The organism is Neobacillus sp. OS1-32 (assembly GCF_030915425.1).
In the GTDB taxonomy this organism is placed as follows: domain Bacteria; phylum Bacillota; class Bacilli; order Bacillales; family Cytobacillaceae; genus Neobacillus; species Neobacillus paridis.
The window spans coordinates 2,783,149-2,804,675 of sequence record NZ_CP133263.1 but is presented as its reverse complement, the minus strand read 5'-3'; the positions used below and the strand labels follow the sequence as shown (position 1 = coordinate 2,804,675).

The window sequence follows — 21,527 nt, the reverse complement described above, 5'->3', positions numbered from 1 at the left end:
AGAAAGCAGTGAGCGGAGCGGGGAAAAGTGAATATGGGAAGGTTTAATGAACAGAAAGCAGTGAGCGGAACGGGGAAAAGTGAATATGGGAAGGTTCAATGAACAGAAACGAACGAGCGGGAAAGGAAAAAGTGAATATAGGAAGGTTCAATGAACAGAAACGAACGAGCGAGAAAGGAAAAAGTGAATATGGGAGGGTTCAATGAACAGAAACGAGTGACCGGGAAGGGAGAGAAAACCCAAGTCCGGCCAGTCACCCCTGCAAATTACACTAAGAAAATCAACTATTCAAAACGATTCCCCAGTTTTCTTTTCCCCATTCCCACTTACTGGCACGCTGTCAACCAGCAATCGCATGTTTTTTATCACCTTTGTACTGTAGGTGAAGTCACCATAACAGTAAGGGTAGCGGAAATTATTTTTATCTCCGCCGCAATTATAAAGATCAGGCTTCTTTTTCACCTGTATCTTTGAGAACTGTTTAGCTAGTTCCTCGCTATGCTTGCCGCCGTGCTGTGCCACGAAGGTAATATAGCCGGTGCCCATGTTGTAGGCTTGAATAATTGTCGGGAAATCCACCTTTTGCTGACGGCCATAGGTGAGAACCCGATGAAAATGTTTCACCCCTACTTGAATGCTCTGTTTCGGATTCTGAATCGTATTTTTTGCCAAACCGGCCGACTCGGAAGCCTGCATGGGATCGCCGCCTTGACCGTGGCTTTCTTGCTGCATCAATGCAACCAAAACATCTGTGTATTTTTCAAGATGGTACTTTGCTAATTCACTTTGAAGTTGAGGACGATATTTTTTAACCCCAGCAAAGGGATCAGTTTTTTCTCGCGGTATAGAAGGACTTTGTTGAAAATAAGTTTGAATCATCGCCAAAATTCCAAAAAGCACGAGCAGACCGAAAAACGTTCTAAATTTCTTCCGTCTTCTTTTTTTCATAAGTGATTCTCCTAAACTATAAAGTTTGATTTTTATGTTTTAACCAAAAATTCACTCGCAGCAATAGGATTCTAGGTGGGTTTTACATAAATTGAAAAAATTCCCTAGTTTGCTACTCTTTACTTTGTATATAAAAATTAAAACTAGAGTCAATGCGATGTAATCATGAAGCATAGTTGGAATCTATTTTACCATTGTTTAAAGGTAGATTTCAAAATAACGCAAATTTGCAGGCCATATCTTTGGGTATCAAAAAATAGGTGTTCCAAGACAGCCATTAAATCATAATGAACTTGGCCATAATGGAGAAGGAATCATTGCGGTAAAGCAAAAAAGTTTGGTATCATCAATAGTAAATAAAAGTGATCGGAGGGGATCGTTATGTCACGGATTTCAACAGAGCAGGTGAAGCATGTGGCCAATTTGGCACGGCTTGCGATTACGGAACAAGAGGCGGAAAAGTTTACAAAACAGCTTGATGCCATCATCACATTTGCAGAACAATTAAATGAACTGGATACGGATAATGTCAAACCTACATACCATGTGCTTGATATGAAAAATGTTTTGCGCGAGGACATTCCGCAGCTGGGATTACCGCAGGAAGAAGTATTGAAAAATGCGCCTGAACATCAGGATGGGCAATTTAAAGTGCCATCGATTTTAGGGGAGTAGAGGAGGACCAAAAAAGTGAGTTTATTTGATCATAAAGTATCAGATTTGCATGAGCTTTTACATAAAAAAGAGCTGAAAGTATCTGACCTTGTTGATGAATCGTATAAACGAATCGCTGAAGTGGATGACAAGGTACAGGCATTTTTAACATTAAACGAAGAACAGGCGCGGCAAACCGCAAAGGTCCTTGACGAAAAGCTCAGCTCTGGTAACGCCGAAGGGCTTCTTTTTGGCATGCCGATTGGAATAAAGGACAATATTGTCACGAAAGGATTAAGGACAACCTGTGCCAGCAAAATTCTTGAAAACTTTGATCCAATTTATGATGCCACTGTCGTGCAAAAATTACAAAAGGCAGAGACGGTGACAATCGGTAAATTGAACATGGACGAGTTTGCGATGGGGTCATCGAACGAAAACTCGCACTTCCAAAAAACATATAATCCATGGAATTTAGACAGAGTTCCAGGCGGATCTTCAGGCGGTTCGGCTGCTTCCGTTGCTGCAGGTGAAGTATTATTCTCCCTTGGTTCTGATACAGGCGGGTCGATTCGCCAGCCAGCTGCATTTTGCGGTGTCGTGGGCATGAAGCCAACCTATGGGAGGGTCTCCCGCTTTGGACTTGTAGCCTTTGCCTCTTCACTTGATCAAATCGGGCCGATCACGAGAACGGTTGAGGATAATGCTTACCTGCTTGAAGCTATTTCCGGCCTTGATCCGATGGACTCCACATCAGCCAATGTCGATGTTCCGAATTTTACCAAGAGCTTGACTGGTGATGTCAAAGGTTTAAAAATTGCTGTTCCAAAAGAATATCTTGGTGAGGGTGTCAATGAATCTGTCCGTCAATCCGTTTTAGACGCATTAAAGGTGCTGGAAGGCCTTGGGGCTGTTTGGGAAGAAGTTTCACTACCACACTCGAAATATGCCTTGGCCACTTATTATCTGTTGTCATCATCCGAAGCATCGGCCAACCTTGCCCGCTTTGATGGTGTCCGCTACGGGTATCGGTCACCGAATGCCGAGACACTATTAGACTTATACAAAAATACAAGAGCGGAAGGCTTCGGTGATGAAGTCAAGCGCCGTATTATGCTTGGTACTTTTGCGTTGAGTTCAGGTTACTATGATGCTTACTATAAAAAGGCACAGAAAGTGCGTACTTTGATTAAGCAAGATTTTGAAAAGGTATTTGAACACTATGATGTCATTATCGGTCCGACTACGCCGACTCCAGCGTTCAAAATCGGCGAAAATATCGACGATCCAATGACAATGTATGTCAATGATATTTTAACGATTCCGGTGAATCTTGCCGGCGTCCCGGGCATATCTGTGCCATGCGGCTTTGATGGCGGACTTCCGCTTGGATTACAAATTATCGGTAAGCATTTTGATGAAGCTTGCGTTTATCGCGTTGCCCATGCCTTCGAGCAGGCAACAGACTATCATACACAGAAGCCACAATTGTAGGGGGTGAACGAAAGTGGAATTTGAAACAGTAATCGGACTTGAAGTCCATGTTGAGTTAAAAACCGAATCGAAAATCTTTTCATCCAGTCCAAACCATTTTGGGGCCGTGCCGAACACTAATACAAGTGTGATTGATTTAGGGTACCCAGGCGTCCTTCCTGTTTTAAACAGGAAGGTTGTTGATTACGGCATGAAGGCGGCGATGGCGTTGAATTGTCAAATCGCCACGCACACAAAATTTGACCGAAAAAACTATTTTTACCCAGACAATCCCAAGGCATATCAGATTTCTCAATTTGACCAGCCAATCGGCGAGCATGGCTGGATTGAAATTGAAGTTGATGGCTATAAAAAGAAAATCGGCATTACCCGCATCCATTTAGAAGAAGATGCCGGTAAGTTAAACCATGAAAAAGGCTATTCTTTGGTCGACATTAACCGTCAGGGAACACCGCTGATTGAAATTGTCTCGGAACCGGATATTCGCACGCCGAATGAAGCCTACGCCTATTTGGAAAAATTAAAATCGATTATTCAATATACCGGTGTATCCGACTGTAAAATGGAAGAGGGCTCACTAAGATGTGATGCCAATATCTCCATTCGTCCTGTGGGACAAAAAGAATTCGGGACAAAAACCGAGTTGAAAAACTTAAACTCGTTCAATTTTGTCCGTAAAGGACTTGAATTTGAGGAGAAGCGGCAACGAGAAGTTGTGATGGCAGGCGGAAAAATCGAGCAGGAAACACGCCGCTTTGATGAAGCCACCGGGACAACAATCCTCATGCGGGTGAAGGAAGGCTCTGATGATTACCGCTACTTCCCCGAACCGGACTTATTAGAGCTTTATATTGATGAAGACTGGAAATCCCGCATCCGTGCTGAGATTCCGGAACTGCCGGATCAGCGGCAAAAACGCTATGTAGAAGAGCTTGGATTGCCGGTTTATGATGCCAAAGTATTAACTGTGACAAAAGAAACCGCTGACTTCTTTGAAGCCACCGTTCATGCCGGGGCTGATGCCAAACAGGCTTCCAACTGGATTATGGGTGAAGTTTCCGGTTATTTAAACGCCGAAGGAAAAGAATTGCATGAGGTTGCTTTGACTCCAGAGGGTCTGGCCGGCATGATTAAACTGATTGAAAACGGCACGATATCTTCAAAGATTGCCAAGACGGTATTCAAAGAGTTAATCGAAAACGGCGGCGATGCTGAGAAGATTGTTAAAGAAAAAGGACTTGTGCAAATTTCTGATGAAAGCACACTGCTAAAAATTATCTCAGAGGTTTTGGATGCAAATCCGAAATCAGTTGAGGACTTCAAAGGTGGTAAAGCAAAAGCAGCAGGCTCCCTTGTTGGTCAGGTTATGAAAGCAACAAAAGGACAAGCCAATCCGCAAGTAGTCAACAAATTATTGCAGCAGGAATTACAAAAACGCTAAAAGGCCAGTCGGCAGAATCCTTTCTGCCGGCTGTTTCTTACTAGAAAAGAAAGTATAAAATTTCACCTAACTTTAAGAAGTGATACAAGCCGAGTTTACCGGTACATTTTTGTTTTATTTATAAATCAGCTTTATAACCACTTTTCCATTTTTATCAATAAATCCAGCTTTTCCGTCCTTTTTCACATAGAGCAGACCTTCATGAAAGCTGTTTATTTGATCATATTGCGGTTGAATGACGATTTTTCCCTGCTCATTGATAAAGCCGGATTTTCCTTTATAAACAACACTTGCCAAATGATAATTACTTGGATAAAAGAGGCCAATCTCGCTATATTTTGGTTCAACTAGTACCTTTCCGGATGAGGTGACGAGTCCATATTTAGACCCTTTCATCACTCTGATCAAACCTTTATATTCTAATGGATCAATCCGGTCGTATTTCGCTGTAATGATGATTTTTCCTTTACTATCAATGGCCCCTTCTTTGCTGCCTTTTTTATAGATAACGAAATCCCCATTAATCTCACCGTCGGCATAGCTGGCCAGTCGCATATAGTCATAGGTTGGTTTTACAATAATTTTCCCCGCCAAATTCACGATGCCGTATTTATGGTTCTGCCTGATAACCGCTAACCCTTTTTGGTTGAAATGGCTGATATAATCGTAGTTGAAATCGAGTACCACAGCGCCTTTTTTGTTAATAATACCAAACTTTTCATTTTTGGAAACAACCGCTGCATCCTGCCAAAATTCAAACAATCCACCTTCGTCACTCTCGTAATCTGCGTCATACTGTGGCTTAATCACGATGTTTCCGGTGGTATCAATAAACCCAAGTAGACCATTTACTTTTATTGGTGCTAAGCCATTTCTAAACACACCAACAGAGTCAAAACTTGGTTCAGCCACCACTTTCCCCTTTGTACTAATGAAACCAAATTTATTATTGAATCTTGTCTGGGCATAACCATTGAAAAAGGTTGAGATATAATCATATTTGGGTGGGGAAATGATATTTCCCGTTATGCTAATAACCCCGTACTTTCCGCCATCGCGGATATGTGCTAAACCATTTATGAAGGAACCTATGCTAGAATAGGCTGGCTTTACAATGACTTTACCATTGTGATCGACTAAACCATACTTTTTATTTTGAACTACTGTAAAGATGCCGTTGGTGTTGGCGGTTATTTTTTCGTAGTTTGCTTTAAGAATAATTTTCCCCTTTGAATTGATGATGCCGTATTTCCCGTTCTGCTTGTAATAAGCGACTTCATTAGAGAAGCGGGAAATTTTTTCATATTTGGGAGAGACTATTGTCTTGCCGCTGGTGCTAATGAGTCCATATTTTTTATTTTTAACAACGATGATCAGGCTGCTGTTCCCGTACTCAACGGAATCATATACTGGAGAAACAATCACCTTTCCCTTCACACTAACGGCTCCGTACTTCTTGTTCTTTTTAGCCAATACGAAATTCTTGAATGACCTTGATGGGTAGATCTCGTCATACACCGGTTTAATTACCGTTTTTTCTTTTTTGTCGATCATGCCGTATTTTCCGTTTTCCTTGAATAAAACAAGCCCATTGATGAATTCAATGCCAAGAACCTTTTTGCTGGTTGCGGCAAAGGTGGAGGACAGTGATGTGCCGAATAACATACAAAATGAGACGAGCCCAATAATCCAAATTTTCATTTGGCTTTTCATCCTTTTCACTCCTTCAAACATATTCATACTACTACTTCTATTATATTGGCTGTATGCAAAAATAGTAAGCCATCAAAAATGTAGAGTTAGGATGAGTTTGCTATTCTGTTGGCTGAAAGTGAGGATTCTATTTGAGGAGTAATGAAGAACACGACCTGCTTAAAAAGAAAAACGCTCGGGTTGAGCGTTTCTCTTCTATAATTCTTATTGTTCTTCTCTTAATAAACGAACACTTTCATCAAATTCGCTTTCGATTTCTTCATTTTTCTTATAGGTAATCAAGCTGACGATGACAGCAACCATAAGGTTAAATACAAAGCCTGGAACGATTTCATACAAGGATTGTCCGAAAATAACTTTTCCAAGGTCAAAGTTTTTCCAAACAATAACGGTGATAGCCCCGACAATCATTCCGGACAAAGCACCCCAGTTCGTCATCTTTTTCCAGAATAAGCTTAAAAGAATAACCGGACCGAAGGAAGCTCCGAAACCAGCCCATGCATAGGCAACCAGGTTTAAAATGGTGTTATCCTGTTTGAATGCGAGGGCAATAGCAACTATAGCTACGAGCAGAACGGCCATTCTGCCTAAGAAAACAAGGTGGCGGTCGGTGGCTTTTTTGTTCATGACGACCTTATATAAATCTTCAACCAGGGCACTGGAGGTAACGATTAATTGTGACGAAATCGTACTCATAATCGCGGCCAAGATAGCAGCTAAAGCAAATCCGGCAAACAGCGGATGGAAGAAAATTTGGCTCAAGGAAATGAATACAGCCTCCGGATTTTTCAGTGTATGGGCCGTGTTTTCATGGAAATAGGCAATCCCAATTAATGCTGTAAAAATTGTCCCAAGCAAGGAGAAAATCATCCAGCCCATTCCAATGCGGCGGGCACTTTTTGTTTCTTTAACGGTTTTAATCGCCATAAAGCGGACAATGATGTGTGGCTGACCAAAGTAGCCAAGCCCCCATGCCGCAGCAGAAATAATCCCAATAAAGGTTGTGCCTTTGAACAAATCTAGTAAGGTTGGGTCAATTGCCCGGATCGTATCAAATGTTTCGGCAGGGCCACCAGTTATAAAAATTCCAATTGCCGGAACAAGGAGAAGGGCAATCAGCATCATCAAACCTTGAATAAAGTCAGTGTAGCTTACGGCAAGGAAACCACCGAACAATGTATAGGCCACGACAACGCCGCCAACAATAAATAATCCAATATGATAACTAGTACCAAAGGAGTTCTCGAAGAAGACAGCACCGGAAACCATTCCGGAAGAAACGTAGAATGTAAAGAACAGAAGAATAACAATACCAGAGACAACACGCAACAACTTTGTATTATCCTTGAAGCGGTTTTCCAAGTAACTTGGAATGGTAATTGAGTCGTTTGCCACTTTCGTGTAGGAACGTAAGCGCGGTGCAACGAATAACCAGTTTAGATAGGCACCAATAGTTAAACCAATGGCGATCCAGGCTTCTGCCAGCCCGCTGACATAAATGGCGCCAGGCAGCCCCATTAACAGCCAACCGCTCATGTCGGCGGCGCCTGCACTCAGAGCGGTTACCGCAGGTCCTAACGACCGGCCCCCAAGCATATAATCTGTAAGATTGCTAGTTTTTCGGTAGGCATACCAGCCGATCCAGAGCATACCTACGATATAGATGGTGATCGAAATAAGTTGTAAAGTTTGATCAGACATCCATTTTCCCCCTTTTTAGAATAATAATTATAATAATATTTCCCCTATATTTAATATTCTATCAATTTATTGAAAGCATTTCCAGTAGAAAATATTATTTTTTTACCATAATTATAAATACTTTTAATATAGTAATGGTACTATTTGTAAGTACTATCATTGTAAGGATAAACAAAAACATTTATGATAAAGGAAATGAAAGGAGTTCGATATTGTGGATTTAAATTCATGGTTCCAAAAAGGAATGACGGTTGAGGAGTACATAAATTCAATGAAAAGGAATAAGGTGGAAATGCTTTCGATTTATGAACGCTTCACGTTAACGGAGAATGATCGAAGTAAACTGGCAGCATTAAGGCAGCACAAAATACGCGCCCTTGTAATATCAGAGGATTGGTGCGGGGATGCCCTGTTAAATAACCCAGTGTTGCTTCGGATTGCAGAAACGGCGGGAATTGAAGTTCACTTTCTGCTTCGGGATCAAAACCTTGAACTGATGGATCAATATTTAACGAATGGTACATCAAGAGCTATTCCCATTTTTATCTTTATCGATCAGGAAGGGGAGGAAGTTGCTGTCTGGGGGCCTCGTGCACCAAAAATTCAGGAACTTGTCGAGAAAGAGCGGGCTTCCTTACCAGACAAGGAAGCAGCGGATTTCCAAGAAAAGCAGCTGGCAATGTACAAAAGCCTTGGAAAAAGGTATCAAACTGAACCGGATATGTGGCAAACAGTGGCAGAAAGCATTATTTCTACACTATTAAAATAAAATAAAACCGGGATGAAGGACAAAACCGGCAGCGAACAAAGGCAAACTGTCTTTCATAAGCGGGATGAAGGACAAAACCGGCCGTGAACGAAGGTAAACTGTCTTTCATAAAAAGAGGGCGCAGTAAAAAGCCGACCCTCTTTTCTCATGTCTTAAATCCTCCGCCCTTTGGAGGGATCCGATCATTTTTTAAACTTTTATCATTAATTTTCGGCTCAATGCCGAGAATGAAGTTTCGAATGTTGGAACGGTGGAGATAAATCAATAGGATGAAAAATAATAAGAAGATCAATTCAAAATCCAGCCTGACTGAATATAGATCATAAGCGAGCAGGCTTATGCCGACAGAAATCGACCCAAGAAATACATATTTTGTTAGCAGGATAACGAAAAAGAACGTTACATAAGCAATTAATAGTAACGGCAAATCCGCAATCATCAAAGCCCCGGCGGTAGTAGCAATAGCCTTGCCGCCTCTAAATCCGGCGAAAATCGGGAAACAATGCCCAATGACGGCAGCCAAGCCAAAATATAATGGTTCAGCACTAAGGTGGAAGAACAGTGGGAGGTAAGCCGCAAGTGCACCTTTCCCAAGATCAATCAGCAGGACAAAAACAGCTGACTTTTTTCCCAGGACTCTAAGCGTGTTGGTGGCTCCGGGGTTCTTGCTGCCGAGTTCACGGACATCAACGCCAAAGAATAATTTACCTACGATTAAGGCGGTGGGAACGCTGCCAATTAGATATGAAACGGCCAGCAAAAGCCAAAACATTTATACCAATCCCTTATTTGGTAAATTTGTAGTTATATTGTAACATGGGAAAATGGTAGAATTCCGTTGAAATATCTGAATTTGAAAAATAAAAGTAGGAAGGACGTGTACAAAATTCTCGTTGGAAGTAAATCATTACTTGTTTTTTGCAAAAAAAATAAAATGGTTTATGATAGTTAATGGGCTTGCCTGACAAATTATTTGTAAGTGGCAGTGTTAATTGGTAAAATATTGAACAGACTAAACCGTTATGGATTTTAAAAATAGGTGGATGAATTTATGAAACGAGCGAGATTGATTTATAATCCGACATCAGGGCGCGAAATGATTAAGCGTCATTTGCCGGAAATTCTTGAAAAACTGGAAATAGCCGGATATGAAGCATCCTGTCATGCAACAACCGGAGCCGGTGATGCAACGCGAGCAGCACGAATCGCTGTTGAGCGTCAGTTTGATGTGGTTATCGCTGCTGGTGGGGATGGAACGATTCATGAGGTAGTAAACGGATTAGCTGAGCAGGAGTTTCGCCCCAAATTAGGAATTATTCCATCCGGTACGACGAATGACTTTGCCCGTGCTCTGCATATTCCCCGTGATGTCGCTTCAGCTGTGGACATTATTACCAATGGTGAGCTGATTCCTGTCGATATTGGCCGCATCAATGATAAGTATTTCATTAATATCGCCGGTGGAGGCAGACTCACCGAGCTTACCTATGAAGTTCCAAGTAAATTAAAGACCATGCTTGGTCAGCTCGCCTATTATCTAAAAGGAATCGAAATGCTGCCTTCGATTAAAGCTTCGAACTTACGCATCGAATATGATGGAAAGCTGTTTGAAGGCGAAACGATGATGTTTCTTGTCGGTCTGACCAATTCCATTGGCGGCTTTGAAAGATTAGCACCCAATGCTTCGATTAACGATGGCCTATTTTCTTTATTAATTTTGAAAAAGGTTAATCTTGCAGAATTTATTCGGATTGTTACACTGGCAATCCGCGGCGAGCACGTGAATGACCCCAATGTGATTTATACGAAAGCAAATCGGATTAAAGTTCAATCCAATGAAAAAGTTCAAGTGAATTTAGACGGAGAATACGGCGGCTTGTTACCAGCCGAATTCGCCAATCTGTACCGGCACTTGGAGGTATTTGTTCCGCTAAAAGACATTCGGCCAAATGACCGCCCAACCGATTGGGTGTCGGGAAAAAGATATAGTTAAGAGTGTTCGTTCCTATCGTGGAACGAACTTTTTTTCATAACCGACAGGTGAAGTGGCCTGGTTATTAGCGCTCTCTCTAGCAGTTTTGAAAATTGTAATTTTTTTTCGTTAACGTGTATAATGAATTAAAGACAAGAGTCAAGACAGCCAAAAAAAGGAGCGATTAGGGTGAGGGCGTTAATAAATATTGATTATACGTTTGATTTTGTTGCTGATGCCGGTGCGTTAACCTGCGGTAAGCCAGGGCAGGACATCGAAGGAAAAATTACGGAACTGACGAAAGAATTTATCGATAACGGTGATTATGTCGTATTTGCTATTGATGTTCACGACAAAGGCGACGAATACCATCCTGAAACAAAGCTATTCCCACCTCATAATTTGCGTGAAACAGATGGCAGACATTTATATGGAACATTGCAACAGGTTTACGAGGAAAACAAACAACGCAGTAATGTTGTTTTCATGGATAAAACAAGATATTCTGCTTTTGCTGGTACCAACCTGGAAATAAAATTACGGGAACGGGGAATTACAGAAGTCCATCTAGTAGGTGTATGTACCGATATTTGCGTTCTCCATACGGCCGTCGATGCCTACAACAAAGGTTTTAAAATTGTCGTCTATAAAGATGCTGTTGCTTCCTTCAATTCCGCGGGGCATGATTGGGCCTTGGGACATTTCGAAAAAACACTGGGCGCTATGGTGAAATAAGTATTTTAATGATATGATTGTAAAAAAGGTGTAAAGCTGTAATAGTATTATGGAGGGCGATTATGAAACACATTTACCACGATGATAGTTTCACTTTGCATACAGATCTTTACCAGATTAATATGGCAGAAACATACTGGCGTGATGGCATTCATAATAAACGGGCGGTCTTTGATTTATATTTTCGTAAGCTGCCGTTTGGGAACGGGTATGCCGTGTTTGCCGGCCTTGAAAAAGTCATTCAATTTATTCAAGGCTTCCGTTTTAGTGAGGAAGACCTTCATTATTTGAAAAACGAAGTGGGCTATAAGGATGACTTTTTAGATTTTTTAAAAAATATGCGGTTTACCGGAACGATTCGCTCAATGAAGGAAGGAGAACTTGTTTTTGGCAATGAGCCGATGTTACGAGTTGACGCTCCTTTAGCAGAAGCACAAATAATCGAAACAGCCTTACTTAATATTGTGAACTATCAAACATTAATTGCCACCAAAGCATCAAGGATCAAGCAGGTCCTTGGTTCTGATATTGCGATGGAATTTGGAACAAGGCGGGCCCAGGAAATGGATGCAGCCGTCTGGGGAACGAGAGCCGCTTATTTGGCCGGATTTGCTGCTACGAGCAATGTCAGGGCAGGTAAGATGTTTGGCATTCCGGTTTCGGGGACACATGCCCATTCGCTGGTCCAGGCTTACAAGGATGAGTACACTGCCTTCCATAAATATGCTGAAACCCATAAAGATTGCGTTTTCTTGGTGGATACGTATGATACACTTCACCTTGGTGTACCAAATGCCATTAAAGTTGCCAAAGAATTAGGTGACAAAATTAATTTCGTCGGGATTCGCCTTGATAGCGGAGATTTAGCTTATTTGTCTAAGGAAGCACGTAAACTTCTCGATGAAGCAGGCTTTAAGGATGCAAAAATTTTTGCCTCAAGTGACTTGGACGAGTATACGATTATTAACCTAAAAACACAGGGGGCCAAAATTGACAGCTGGGGAATCGGCACTAAACTGATTACTGCATTCGATCAGGCCGCTTTGGGGGCTGTTTATAAAATAGTAGCAATTGAAAATGAAACGGGAGAGATGGAAGATACGATAAAAATTTCATCTAATCCTGAGAAAGTGACAACTCCGGGCCTGAAGAAAGTTTACCGGATTATTAATAATCGGAACGGTCATGCCGAAGGGGATTACATTGCAATGGAGAACGAAAAACTGCCGGAAAAACGTCTAAGCATGTTCCATCCGACCCATACGTATATAAACAAAGTGGTGACGAACTTTACGGCAAAAGAGCTCCATGAGGATATTTTTGTAAACGGAGAGCTTGTTTATGAAGTTCCATGCTTAGAAGAGTCGCGTGAATATTTACAACAAAATCTTGATGCATTATGGGATGAATATAAGCGAACAATGAATCCAGAGGAATATCCAGTCGACCTAAGCAAAAAATGCTGGGATAATAAGATGCACAATATTGAAGAAGTGAAAGAAAAAGTCGCGAAAATGAAACAATAGCCATTTAACAACGCCCAGAAAAGTTGTCTCTCTGAGCGTTGTTTTTTTGGTTAATAGGAAAGTGTGAAATTTTTTCCGGATTTTCCTATGCCTTTCTATGTCGCATAAATCTACGCCTCATGAACCGCCTTAGCGGACTCGCCAGTCGGCTGGTGTTCATTTAAAAAATGGGGTAAAAAACACCCGTCATTTTTGTTTAAATAGGTCCATAAAAGCATGGAAGGTTTCAATTCCTTGATAGGTAAAAATGCTGGCGGCGGATAGTGAAAAGAAGCCAATGATAAGAAAGCGGATCCACATAATACTTCCTCCCTTGTTATGTTTTTACAGATCAAACCTAAGGAATGTGGATCAAATAATTAGACTGATGAAAGATCGGGATAAGAAAGGATATGTTGCGTTTTAAGGTTGAAGAAAAATAGGGTGATGATATTTTCGTTGTGGATAAGATGAAAAAAAGTTCAAAGAGGTTTGATAGGGTGGCAGTATATTTCTTTTCATCGTCCCACGGTGCTTTTACCTTCCAGTCGTTTAACTGGATAATAGCCTTGCCTACCGGATGTGTTTTCACGAGTACGTTTGAAAGATACATAACATTAAAAGCCAAAAAGACAAGGAACGAGGTAAAGCAAATGCTTTTCTTGATCATCATCATTATCCACTCCTTTCTTATTGGATTGTTTTAATCATATCCACTTTTATTATATTTTTAAATAAAAATTTTCTGACAATTTTCTCTCCTGTTTTACTTAGAGTGTTTCGCAATCAGCCAGGCTTTGTGATACAATTTTGCTAGTTATCAGTGGGACGGCGCTAATTAAGGAGTGCAATCCGCTAATTGGAGAGGTTTATCCGCCAATTGGAATGAGTAAAGCGCTAATTGGAGAGATCTACCCGCCAGTTGGAATGAGTAAAACGCTAATTGGAGAGATCTATCCGCCAGATGGAATGAGTAAAGCGCTAATTGGAGAGGTTTATTCGCCAGTTGGAATCAGTAATGCACTAATTGAAATGTGTTATTCTCCGATTAGAGAGGATAGATTTGCAAACATAAAGTGTAAAGGAAGAAATACATGAGTAGAACATTGCCGGTTAAAAAGAATGATTATATAGAGGTAGAATTTGAAGATTTAACCCATGACGGAGCGGGTGTGGCAAAGGTTGACGGTTATCCCTTATTTGTCGCAAGCGGACTGCCTGGTGAAAAAGCAAAGGTCAAGGTTATTAAAACGGGAAAAAGCTACGGAGTTGGGCGGTTAATCGAGCTTTATGAGAAGAGTCCCTATCGCGTGGACATTCCTGCCAGCGAAAAACATAAATATGGCGGCTGTCAGCTGGAACACATTAGCTACGAAGGACAGCTTAAATATAAAGAAAATCAAGTGCGGCAGGTCCTTGCACGCATCGGTAAGCTGGACGATGTTCAAGTACATCCGATTATCGGCATGGACAATCCATGGCACTACCGCAACAAGGCTCAAGTTCCGGTAGGTGAAAAAGACGGCAAATTGATTGCTGGATTTTTCAAACCAAGAAGCCACGAAATTATTGATACAGACGAAAGCTTGATTCAGCTGCCGGAAGTGAACGAAGCGATCCAAACGGTAAAGGAAATTTGCCGTAAACTAGAGATTCCAGCGTATGATGAAGAGGCCCATAAAGGAGTTCTGCGCCATATTATGGCTCGCTGTGGAAGGCAAACAGGTGAACTAATGGTGGTGGTGATTACAAGAACTGAGGATATACCTCATAAAAACAAGCTGATAGAGGAAATAATCGCGAGACTCCCTAAAGTGAAGTCGATTATTCACAATGTCAATTCGAAACGAACCAACGTCATTCTCGGAGAAAAAACAACATTGCTTTGGGGCAGTGAAGTCATTTATGACTATATTGGTGATGTGAAATTTGCAATTTCGGCCTTATCGTTTTATCAGATCAATCCTGTACAGACAAAGGTACTCTACGATAAGGCTCTGGAATATGCCGGCCTTAGCGGCGAGGAATCTGTTATTGATGCCTATTGCGGCATTGGCACGATTTCTTTATTTTTGGCACAAAAGTCGAGCAAGGTTTTTGGGGTAGAGGTTGTCCCAGAAGCGATTAAAGATGCCCGCCGCAATGCTGACCTCAATGGCATAACAAACGTGGAATTTGCCGTCGGCCAAGCAGAAGTTGTGATTCCTAAATGGTATAAAGAAGGTAATGCAGCAGATGTCTTGGTCGTTGACCCGCCCCGAAAAGGCTGCGATGCGGCGCTGCTTCAAACCATCATTGAAATGAAGCCAAAAAAGGTTGTCTACGTGTCCTGCAACCCGGCAACATTAGCACGGGATTTACGGATATTGGAGGATGGCGGTTACATGACACTCGAAGTACAGCCGGTGGATATGTTTCCACATACGAGCCATGTGGAGTGTGTTGTCTTGATGTCAAGGGTGGAGAAATAGGACTATTCAAAGCACTGAGAAATAAAGGGTTTTCTGACATTGCAGCCTTCTCTCGGGAATTTTGTCGAGAATGTTCATGTCAGGAAGCCCTTATTTTTATTCTTGGAGGAAACATATTGGATACATTAAGAAACGTCCCGGTGATTCAAGTTAATTTTGACAGGTTACTGCTTATTATCGGATAACAATATATGGTCTCATCATCTCATAATCCTCGTGCTCCAAAATATGACAGTGCCATATATATAACCCGGTAAATGGTCCGAACTCCATGATTATTCGAGTAACTTGCTTCGGATTAGCTCGAACGGTATCTTTCCATCCTCGTTCTTGTGGTTCCGGTGGCATTGCCGGACCTGTATATTCGATAACTTTCTCCTTGTTAAACTTATCAACATCGAAATTTCTTCGGTCAAGTATTTGAAAATCAATTAAGTGAAGATGAATTGGGTGTGAATCATCAGTTACGTTGATGAGGTACCATATTTCGGTTGTCCCTAATTTTGGGTTTTCTGATATTGGTGCCTCCCATGGTTTATTGTCCAATAGCATCCATTCACGACCGTACTGATCCATATTATCATTTAATGTTAGGTATCTTATCCTCGTAACTGACTGTTCCTTTATTTTTGGAACAGGTACCATATAAGCCGGAATTGTACTAGTGTCAACACTTGATAAAGGAAGAGTTACTCTAAATTGCATCACTTGACCAACCGTTAATGGATCCGGTTGGTCACCCCCTGGAAAAGGAGCGGGGGCATCATTTGTCATGATAATATTCTTCCCTTCTAAATTGGTAAAATCAATGATCACATCTGCCCTTTCTGCAGGGGCTAACATGATTTCCCTGATACCAACTGGATATTCCAGTAACCCTCCATCAGTCGCAATTTGATACATAAGTTGTCCCGAATTAAGCTTAATCCTATAGAAACGAGTGTTGGATGCGTTTAAAAGCCTAAAGCGGTATTTACGTGGTTCCACTTCTAAATAAGGCCATACTTTACCATTTACTAGAATCGTATCCCCAATAAATTCAGGAATAATAGACGTTTCTAATTCAGGAATCGGTTTTTCTGGTTGCTTCGGGTAGTAAAGAGAACCATCCTTATTAAATGTCTTGTCTTGTATCATAAGAGGAACCTCATATTTCCCACTCGGTAAATTCAATGAACGTTCCCGATGATCTCTGATAAGATAAAATCCTGCCAAACCTGCATAAATATTTAGCCTCGTAATACCAATCGTATGGTCATGATACCATAAAGTGCAGGCATGATTACAATTATCATATCGATATATTTGCTTTCTAAAATAAGGCCCCACTTGTTTGAATCCCTTTGTAAACCAAGCCTCTGGGTAGCCATCGCTTTCCCATTCAACACAAGCACCGTGTACGTGTACGACTGTTCTTACATCAGGCACGTCCCGATGGGCACCATGAACCGTATAATCGATTGGAAAAAGATGCTTATCAGGAAGATTGTTAATCCATTTAATAAACACTTTTTCTCCACTTTCGACTTCAATTGTAGGTCCTGGATATCCATTTTCGTACCCCCAAACAGTTGAGTTATTTAACTGACTATGAAGTGATTGACTGAATTCAGTCATATTTACTTCGTAGTAAGTATAAAACTGATCTTTCCATCGAGGTTTTAAAATAGGTGGAATGGGCAGTTCGTCTACAAATTTAGAGAGAATCATAATTTGCCTCCTTGATTTAAAGGGTCATTAATGCAAGAAATTTGCCACCCCCATAGTTTTAGATTAATTGGAGACCTCTTTGCAGTGTCTTGACGAAGGGGTCCACCTTATATTGACCCACACACTAAATGACCTTGGATAAGCAAGTCATGGTTATCAAAATGTTTAATAATCGTGAGGACGACTGTAAAAAGTCGTTTTAAAACCGTTATCCTATTTCCTGATTAGTCTAAATAGATAAATTGAAGGTTAGCATAATTGCGAACCCTAAGAAAAAATTGAATGACTTCCACACTGTGTATAGAAGTCTTTTTGTCTGTTATTATTTAGATTATTGGATAATTCAGCTCGTAACTTGGGTAGCAATAGTATGGTGGTCTAAGTGCGATTTTAGACATTGGCCAGGAATCTTCCATATAGACCATCTTTACTTTTTCATTGGAATGGTTTACTAGCAATAGCTTTACTTCTGGATTAAATTCATATCTCAAAATGGAAACCTCCTTCCATTAGGAATGAGTGGATTCGCCCCCGTCAACATGAAGAACTTGACCAGTAACAAAACGAGAATCATCAGAAGCAAGATAGACATAGGTTGGTGCGAGTTCAAATGGATGGGCAACTCGTTCCATTGGATTAAATGCTCCATATACGGCGACTTGGTCTGACGAGAAACTTGCTGAAATAAGTGGAGTCCAAATTCGGCCGGGGCAACGGCATTAACTCGGATCCCTTGTTTTACAACATTTTTAGCTAAGGCACGTGTCCAACCAACTATTGCGCCTTTTGTGGCAGTATAATCAATCATTTGCTGCTCACCTACATACGTCACCACTGAAGAAGTGCCAATGATTGAACTGCCTGGTTTTAAATAAGGAAGCGCTGCTCTTGTTGTGTAAAAATGAGAGTATATATTAACTTTGAAGGTGTCATCGAATTGTTCATTTGTAATGTCAAGCAGACTTAGTTGTTGGAATTGGATACCAACGTGGTTACAAAGAATATCGAGACGTCCAAACGTATTTACTGTTTGTTCTACAATGGAGATACACTGTTGTTTGTCTCGCAAGTCGCCAGGTAGTAGTAAACAACGTTGTCCGAGTTGTTCAATCCTCGTTTTTGTTCTATTTGCATCCTCATGTTCATCTAAGTATGAAATGGCAACATTTGCTCCTTCTTTAGCAAACGCAATTGCTACTGCTGCACCAATACCACTGTCACCCCCTGTAATAAGTGCTACTTTTCCTGTTAACTTCCCACTCCCTTTATAGTTCGGGTTTTCGATAATTGGAAGTGGTACCATAAATTTTTCCACTCCGGGATGGCGTAGCTGGCGCTGTTCAGGTAAACTTATCGGAATTTCTTCGTAACGTGTTATTTTCCCATAGTTAGGGTACATGGGATAAGGATGAGTTTTCATATTCGCTCTAAACATTTGTTACATTTGCTTTATTTGGTCTAATTGACGACTTTGATCCTTTTGATCCATGGAAACCTCCTATAGAAGTGATTTTGTTCTATAGAATGTTTATGCTGTTCACTAAAAATAAAGTATAAAAATTGTGGAAAAAGTTGTTTGCTTTCGACACAGAAGCGTATTCTTCTCTCAAAAGAGAGACCTTTTTTCTTTATTGAACTGACCTTTAGGACAAAGCGCTTTACTCAACATTCTACCCCTTTGACAGGTCAACTTATTGTTAATTAACAGTTCTTTAATCCCGGCTACTTCAAGAATAGTACTTAAAAAATAGGTCAACCAGAAAAAACCTCTAACCACATCATACGTTAACTTATTTAATGGAATTTAAAATGCATCAAGATTAACTAATCTTACTGGTTGAATTATGATAACGTCAGCTCTACACCATTAACATGAATGGTTTGGTCATTAACAGATACGTATCCATAACATAGTATTTTTTCTGATATGCTTCATATAAATCAATTGCCTTACCAGACTGAATTCCTTGGCTTTATTCTTTATGGGAAGCATACATTTAATTTCTTTTCCAATTATCAATAAAGATTTCTACTTTTTGTTTTTCTGATAATTTTCTTGTCATTCCGTAAAAGCCTTTTAGGTATTTCCACTTAAAATTATTCCCGTAGTTCAGTTAATGTAACATTCATTTTCTTTGCAATACACTTTGCTTCTTCTTTATTTATAATCATTATTAGATTTATACTTATATCTCTGCTTAATGCAATTTTATTAGATAAGACTATTCACTATTGACGTATCCCTTATTAATAATGCTATGTTGTTCGGTTGGCATCAAAAAGCAATTTTTAACATCTTGAATTCCATGATCATTAACAAAATTTTTATATGCCAACTGATATAGGTACTGCTTTGTAATATCACCAATTCCAGGTTGTCCCCGTAGTTCTTTTCCATGCTCAATGTTAGATGCTCTCGGGTTACAGAATATTCAAATAAGACAGTTGCCCGCAGAATTGATATACTCGCACTATTTAGCAAATGAAAAAATGGATATAGGCTTACTTCATTTATAAAGGGGATGTGGGGGAGTATGGCAGGTAATCGTTCATTTAAAGAATATGTGGCAGAAAGATTCTATAATAAAATGTTTGCTGCCATACAGGATTTCACCGAAGAAAACTACGATGGCTTAGACTTACGGCTATACAGAGTTCAAAACATCGGCGGCATTGAGTTATCAGATATAGAAGTAAAGTTCGTATCTGTTAATGACTTACCGGACATGAAAATAGAATTTGATGTTGCTGTTGAAGCTGAATTCGAAGTCCGTGAATCAAATCATCGTTATGATGAATCAGAAAATTGTCGGCAATGGTTTATGCTGGAATGCTCAGGAGATTTGGATTGCAATTTGGATGATTTTTCAATCTCTAGTATAACTGAGTATACTAGCAAAAATAAGCAGCCGAAACCTATGTCAGACTCCCTTGTCCCTATCATTCATAAGGAACAACTAGAATCTGTTGCCACAGACTTCCTTAGAAGACATTACCCTGAAGCATTAAAAAACCCAATGGCAGTTGAGCCACAGGTGTTGGCAGAAAAAATGGGCCTTACAGTAGAAATGAGAGAGATTACAAAGGATTTCTCTGTTTTTGGGCAGATATACTTTCACGACTGTGATGCAGAGTTTTATGATGAAGATAGCGATGAAATGGTACAGACCCATGTGAGTGGCCGTACAATAATCGTGGATCCTAAAGCTTACTTCCTTCGTAACCTGGGATCAGTCAATAATACTATTGTGCATGAGTGTGTTCATTGGGACCAACATAGAAAAGCATTTGAATTGGAACGGTTATATAATAGCAGTGCCACACGAATCAAGTGTCAGGTAGTCGGAGGTATAAAAGACAATACCAGAGATGCAACTGACTGGATGGAATGGCAGGCGAATGCCCTCGCCCCAAAGATACAAATGCCACTTGCTATGTTTAAAACCCAAGCGTTCAAATTTATTAAGCAATTCAGTTCAGAACTGGGAACATCTGAACTTATAGATGTAATGGAGCCAGTTATTGACGCCTTAGCAACGTTCTTCAGCGTATCTCGGACAGCAGCTAAAATTCGAATGATTGATGCTGGATACGAGGAAGCAATCGGAACTTTTACTTATATAGATGGTCGCTACGTCAAGCCACACAGATTTAAGAAGGGTGCGCTTGAAAGAAATCAGACCTTTTCTATAAGCGCCGAGGATGCTGCCATCCAAAGCATAACCAATCCAGAAATGGCCGCTCTAGTTAGAGACGGAAGTTATATATATGTAGATTCTCACTTTGTGCTAAACTATCCAAAATATTTAACACATGATATATTCGGACAAACGGTACTTACTGACTACGCACGAACCCATATGGAAGAGTGCTGCTTGGTTTTCGAGTTATCAGTCAAATCCGGGTGTAGGGAAAGATACTATACTGAATGTTTCCTCAACCGTGATAAGACATCAAATATAGATTTTGATATAAAGTATTGTAATGGTTTTGAGTATGCGGCTCCAGAAAAGAAGGCCCAATTACTAGCTGAAACAATAGCTGAAGAAATGCGAATCTATAATGAATTGCCAAATAGCTATACCAGCTCTCTCAAAATAGTACGTGAGTGGAAAAAAGTAACTTATAAAGAATTAGCAGAGAAAATATTGGTCAACGAGCGTACCATAAGACGAATCGTTAATGGTGAGGAACCGGGATCTATTAATTCCATTGTATTGATTTGCCTTGGACTTCATCTACCGCCAAATATTAGCAGTCATATAATTCGCAACTCACCATTTTCATTGAATTTCAATAATAACAGTCATATTTGGTATAACTTTGCATTAACTCACCTATATGCAAAATCGATGGATGAGATTAGAACGTTTTTACAGGAACATGGCGCAGAGCCATTATAAAATTCAATAAT

At 40.4% G+C, this 21,527-nt stretch carries 16 protein-coding genes and 1 pseudogene; 10 read left to right on the top strand and 7 right to left on the bottom strand.

The features are described from left to right. Positions 1–288: 288 nt before the first annotated feature. Entirely contained in the window at positions 289–948 is a 660-nt protein-coding gene (locus tag RCG24_RS13950; protein WP_308077297.1) for a lysozyme family protein, read from the bottom strand. A gap of 381 nt (positions 949–1,329) precedes the next feature. On the opposite strand from RCG24_RS13950, the gene gatC reads away from it, so the two are divergent. Genes gatC through gatB form a run of 3 tightly spaced genes read left to right on the top strand, consistent with a single transcriptional unit; the run spans position 1,330 to position 4,537 of the window. After that, on the top strand, positions 1,330–1,623 hold the full coding sequence (gene gatC / locus RCG24_RS13945; protein ID WP_202653549.1) for an Asp-tRNA(Asn)/Glu-tRNA(Gln) amidotransferase subunit GatC: 294 nt from the start codon (positions 1,330–1,332) through the stop codon (positions 1,621–1,623). Between the two features lie 15 nt (positions 1,624–1,638). Continuing rightward, positions 1,639–3,096, top strand: coding sequence for an Asp-tRNA(Asn)/Glu-tRNA(Gln) amidotransferase subunit GatA (gatA, locus tag RCG24_RS13940; RefSeq protein WP_202653548.1), 1,458 nt, complete (start codon positions 1,639–1,641; stop codon positions 3,094–3,096). A 13-nt stretch (positions 3,097–3,109) separates the two neighbouring features. Continuing rightward, complete coding sequence (gatB, locus tag RCG24_RS13935) at positions 3,110–4,537, top strand: Asp-tRNA(Asn)/Glu-tRNA(Gln) amidotransferase subunit GatB (protein WP_202653547.1); 1,428 nt, start codon at positions 3,110–3,112, stop codon at positions 4,535–4,537. 114 nt (positions 4,538–4,651) lie between these two features. Here gatB and RCG24_RS13930 read toward each other — a convergent pair whose 3' ends face one another. Together RCG24_RS13930 and putP are read right to left on the bottom strand one after the other, a co-directional pair. Further along, entirely contained in the window at positions 4,652–6,250 is a 1,599-nt protein-coding gene (locus RCG24_RS13930) for a WG repeat-containing protein (RefSeq protein ID WP_308077296.1), read from the bottom strand. A gap of 204 nt (positions 6,251–6,454) precedes the next feature. Then, positions 6,455–7,951: a sodium/proline symporter PutP gene (putP, locus tag RCG24_RS13925; protein ID WP_308077295.1), complete on the bottom strand. Its 1,497-nt coding sequence runs from the start codon at positions 7,949–7,951 to the stop codon at positions 6,455–6,457. A 214-nt stretch (positions 7,952–8,165) separates the two neighbouring features. Here putP and RCG24_RS13920 point away from each other — a divergent pair, with 214 nt between their 5' ends. Next, positions 8,166–8,720: a thioredoxin family protein gene (locus tag RCG24_RS13920; protein ID WP_202653544.1), complete on the top strand. Its 555-nt coding sequence runs from the start codon at positions 8,166–8,168 to the stop codon at positions 8,718–8,720. Positions 8,721–8,865: 145 nt separating this feature from the next. Here the strand turns inward: RCG24_RS13920 and plsY are convergent, their stop codons facing one another. Next, entirely contained in the window at positions 8,866–9,492 is a 627-nt protein-coding gene (gene plsY / locus RCG24_RS13915) for a glycerol-3-phosphate 1-O-acyltransferase PlsY (protein ID WP_308077294.1), read from the bottom strand. Between the two features lie 279 nt (positions 9,493–9,771). Here plsY and RCG24_RS13910 point away from each other — a divergent pair, with 279 nt between their 5' ends. The 5 genes from RCG24_RS13910 (at position 9,772) to rlmD (ending at position 15,403) form a co-directional block, all read left to right on the top strand. Beyond that, positions 9,772–10,713, top strand: a complete 942-nt coding sequence (locus RCG24_RS13910; protein WP_308077293.1) for a diacylglycerol kinase — start codon at positions 9,772–9,774, stop codon at positions 10,711–10,713. A gap of 168 nt (positions 10,714–10,881) precedes the next feature. Then, positions 10,882–11,427, top strand: coding sequence for a cysteine hydrolase family protein (locus RCG24_RS13905; RefSeq protein ID WP_202653541.1), 546 nt, complete (start codon positions 10,882–10,884; stop codon positions 11,425–11,427). Positions 11,428–11,489: 62 nt separating this feature from the next. Beyond that, entirely contained in the window at positions 11,490–12,953 is a 1,464-nt protein-coding gene (locus tag RCG24_RS13900) for a nicotinate phosphoribosyltransferase (protein ID WP_202653540.1), read from the top strand. Positions 12,954–13,742: 789 nt separating this feature from the next. Next, positions 13,743–14,030: a hypothetical protein gene (locus tag RCG24_RS13895; RefSeq protein ID WP_308077292.1), complete on the top strand. Its 288-nt coding sequence runs from the start codon at positions 13,743–13,745 to the stop codon at positions 14,028–14,030. Then, positions 14,027–15,403, top strand: a complete 1,377-nt coding sequence (rlmD, locus tag RCG24_RS13890) for a 23S rRNA (uracil(1939)-C(5))-methyltransferase RlmD (RefSeq protein WP_308077291.1) — start codon at positions 14,027–14,029, stop codon at positions 15,401–15,403. Before RCG24_RS13895 ends, rlmD begins: the two co-directional genes overlap by 4 nt. 174 nt (positions 15,404–15,577) lie before the next feature. On the opposite strand, the gene RCG24_RS13885 is transcribed toward rlmD, so the two are convergent. From RCG24_RS13885 to RCG24_RS13875, 3 genes and pseudogenes are all read right to left on the bottom strand, one after another. Further along, positions 15,578–17,113, bottom strand: coding sequence for a multicopper oxidase family protein (locus tag RCG24_RS13885; RefSeq protein ID WP_040036597.1), 1,536 nt, complete (start codon positions 17,111–17,113; stop codon positions 15,578–15,580). Positions 17,114–17,622: 509 nt separating this feature from the next. After that, positions 17,623–18,548: pseudogene (locus RCG24_RS13880) on the bottom strand (SDR family oxidoreductase). A 787-nt stretch (positions 18,549–19,335) separates the two neighbouring features. Then, positions 19,336–19,518, bottom strand: a complete 183-nt coding sequence (locus RCG24_RS13875) for an LlaJI family restriction endonuclease (RefSeq protein ID WP_308079186.1) — start codon at positions 19,516–19,518, stop codon at positions 19,336–19,338. A gap of 129 nt (positions 19,519–19,647) precedes the next feature. On the opposite strand from RCG24_RS13875, the gene RCG24_RS13870 reads away from it, so the two are divergent. Next, positions 19,648–21,516, top strand: coding sequence for a helix-turn-helix domain-containing protein (locus RCG24_RS13870; RefSeq protein WP_040036594.1), 1,869 nt, complete (start codon positions 19,648–19,650; stop codon positions 21,514–21,516). The last annotated feature ends 11 nt before the right edge of the window (positions 21,517–21,527 follow it).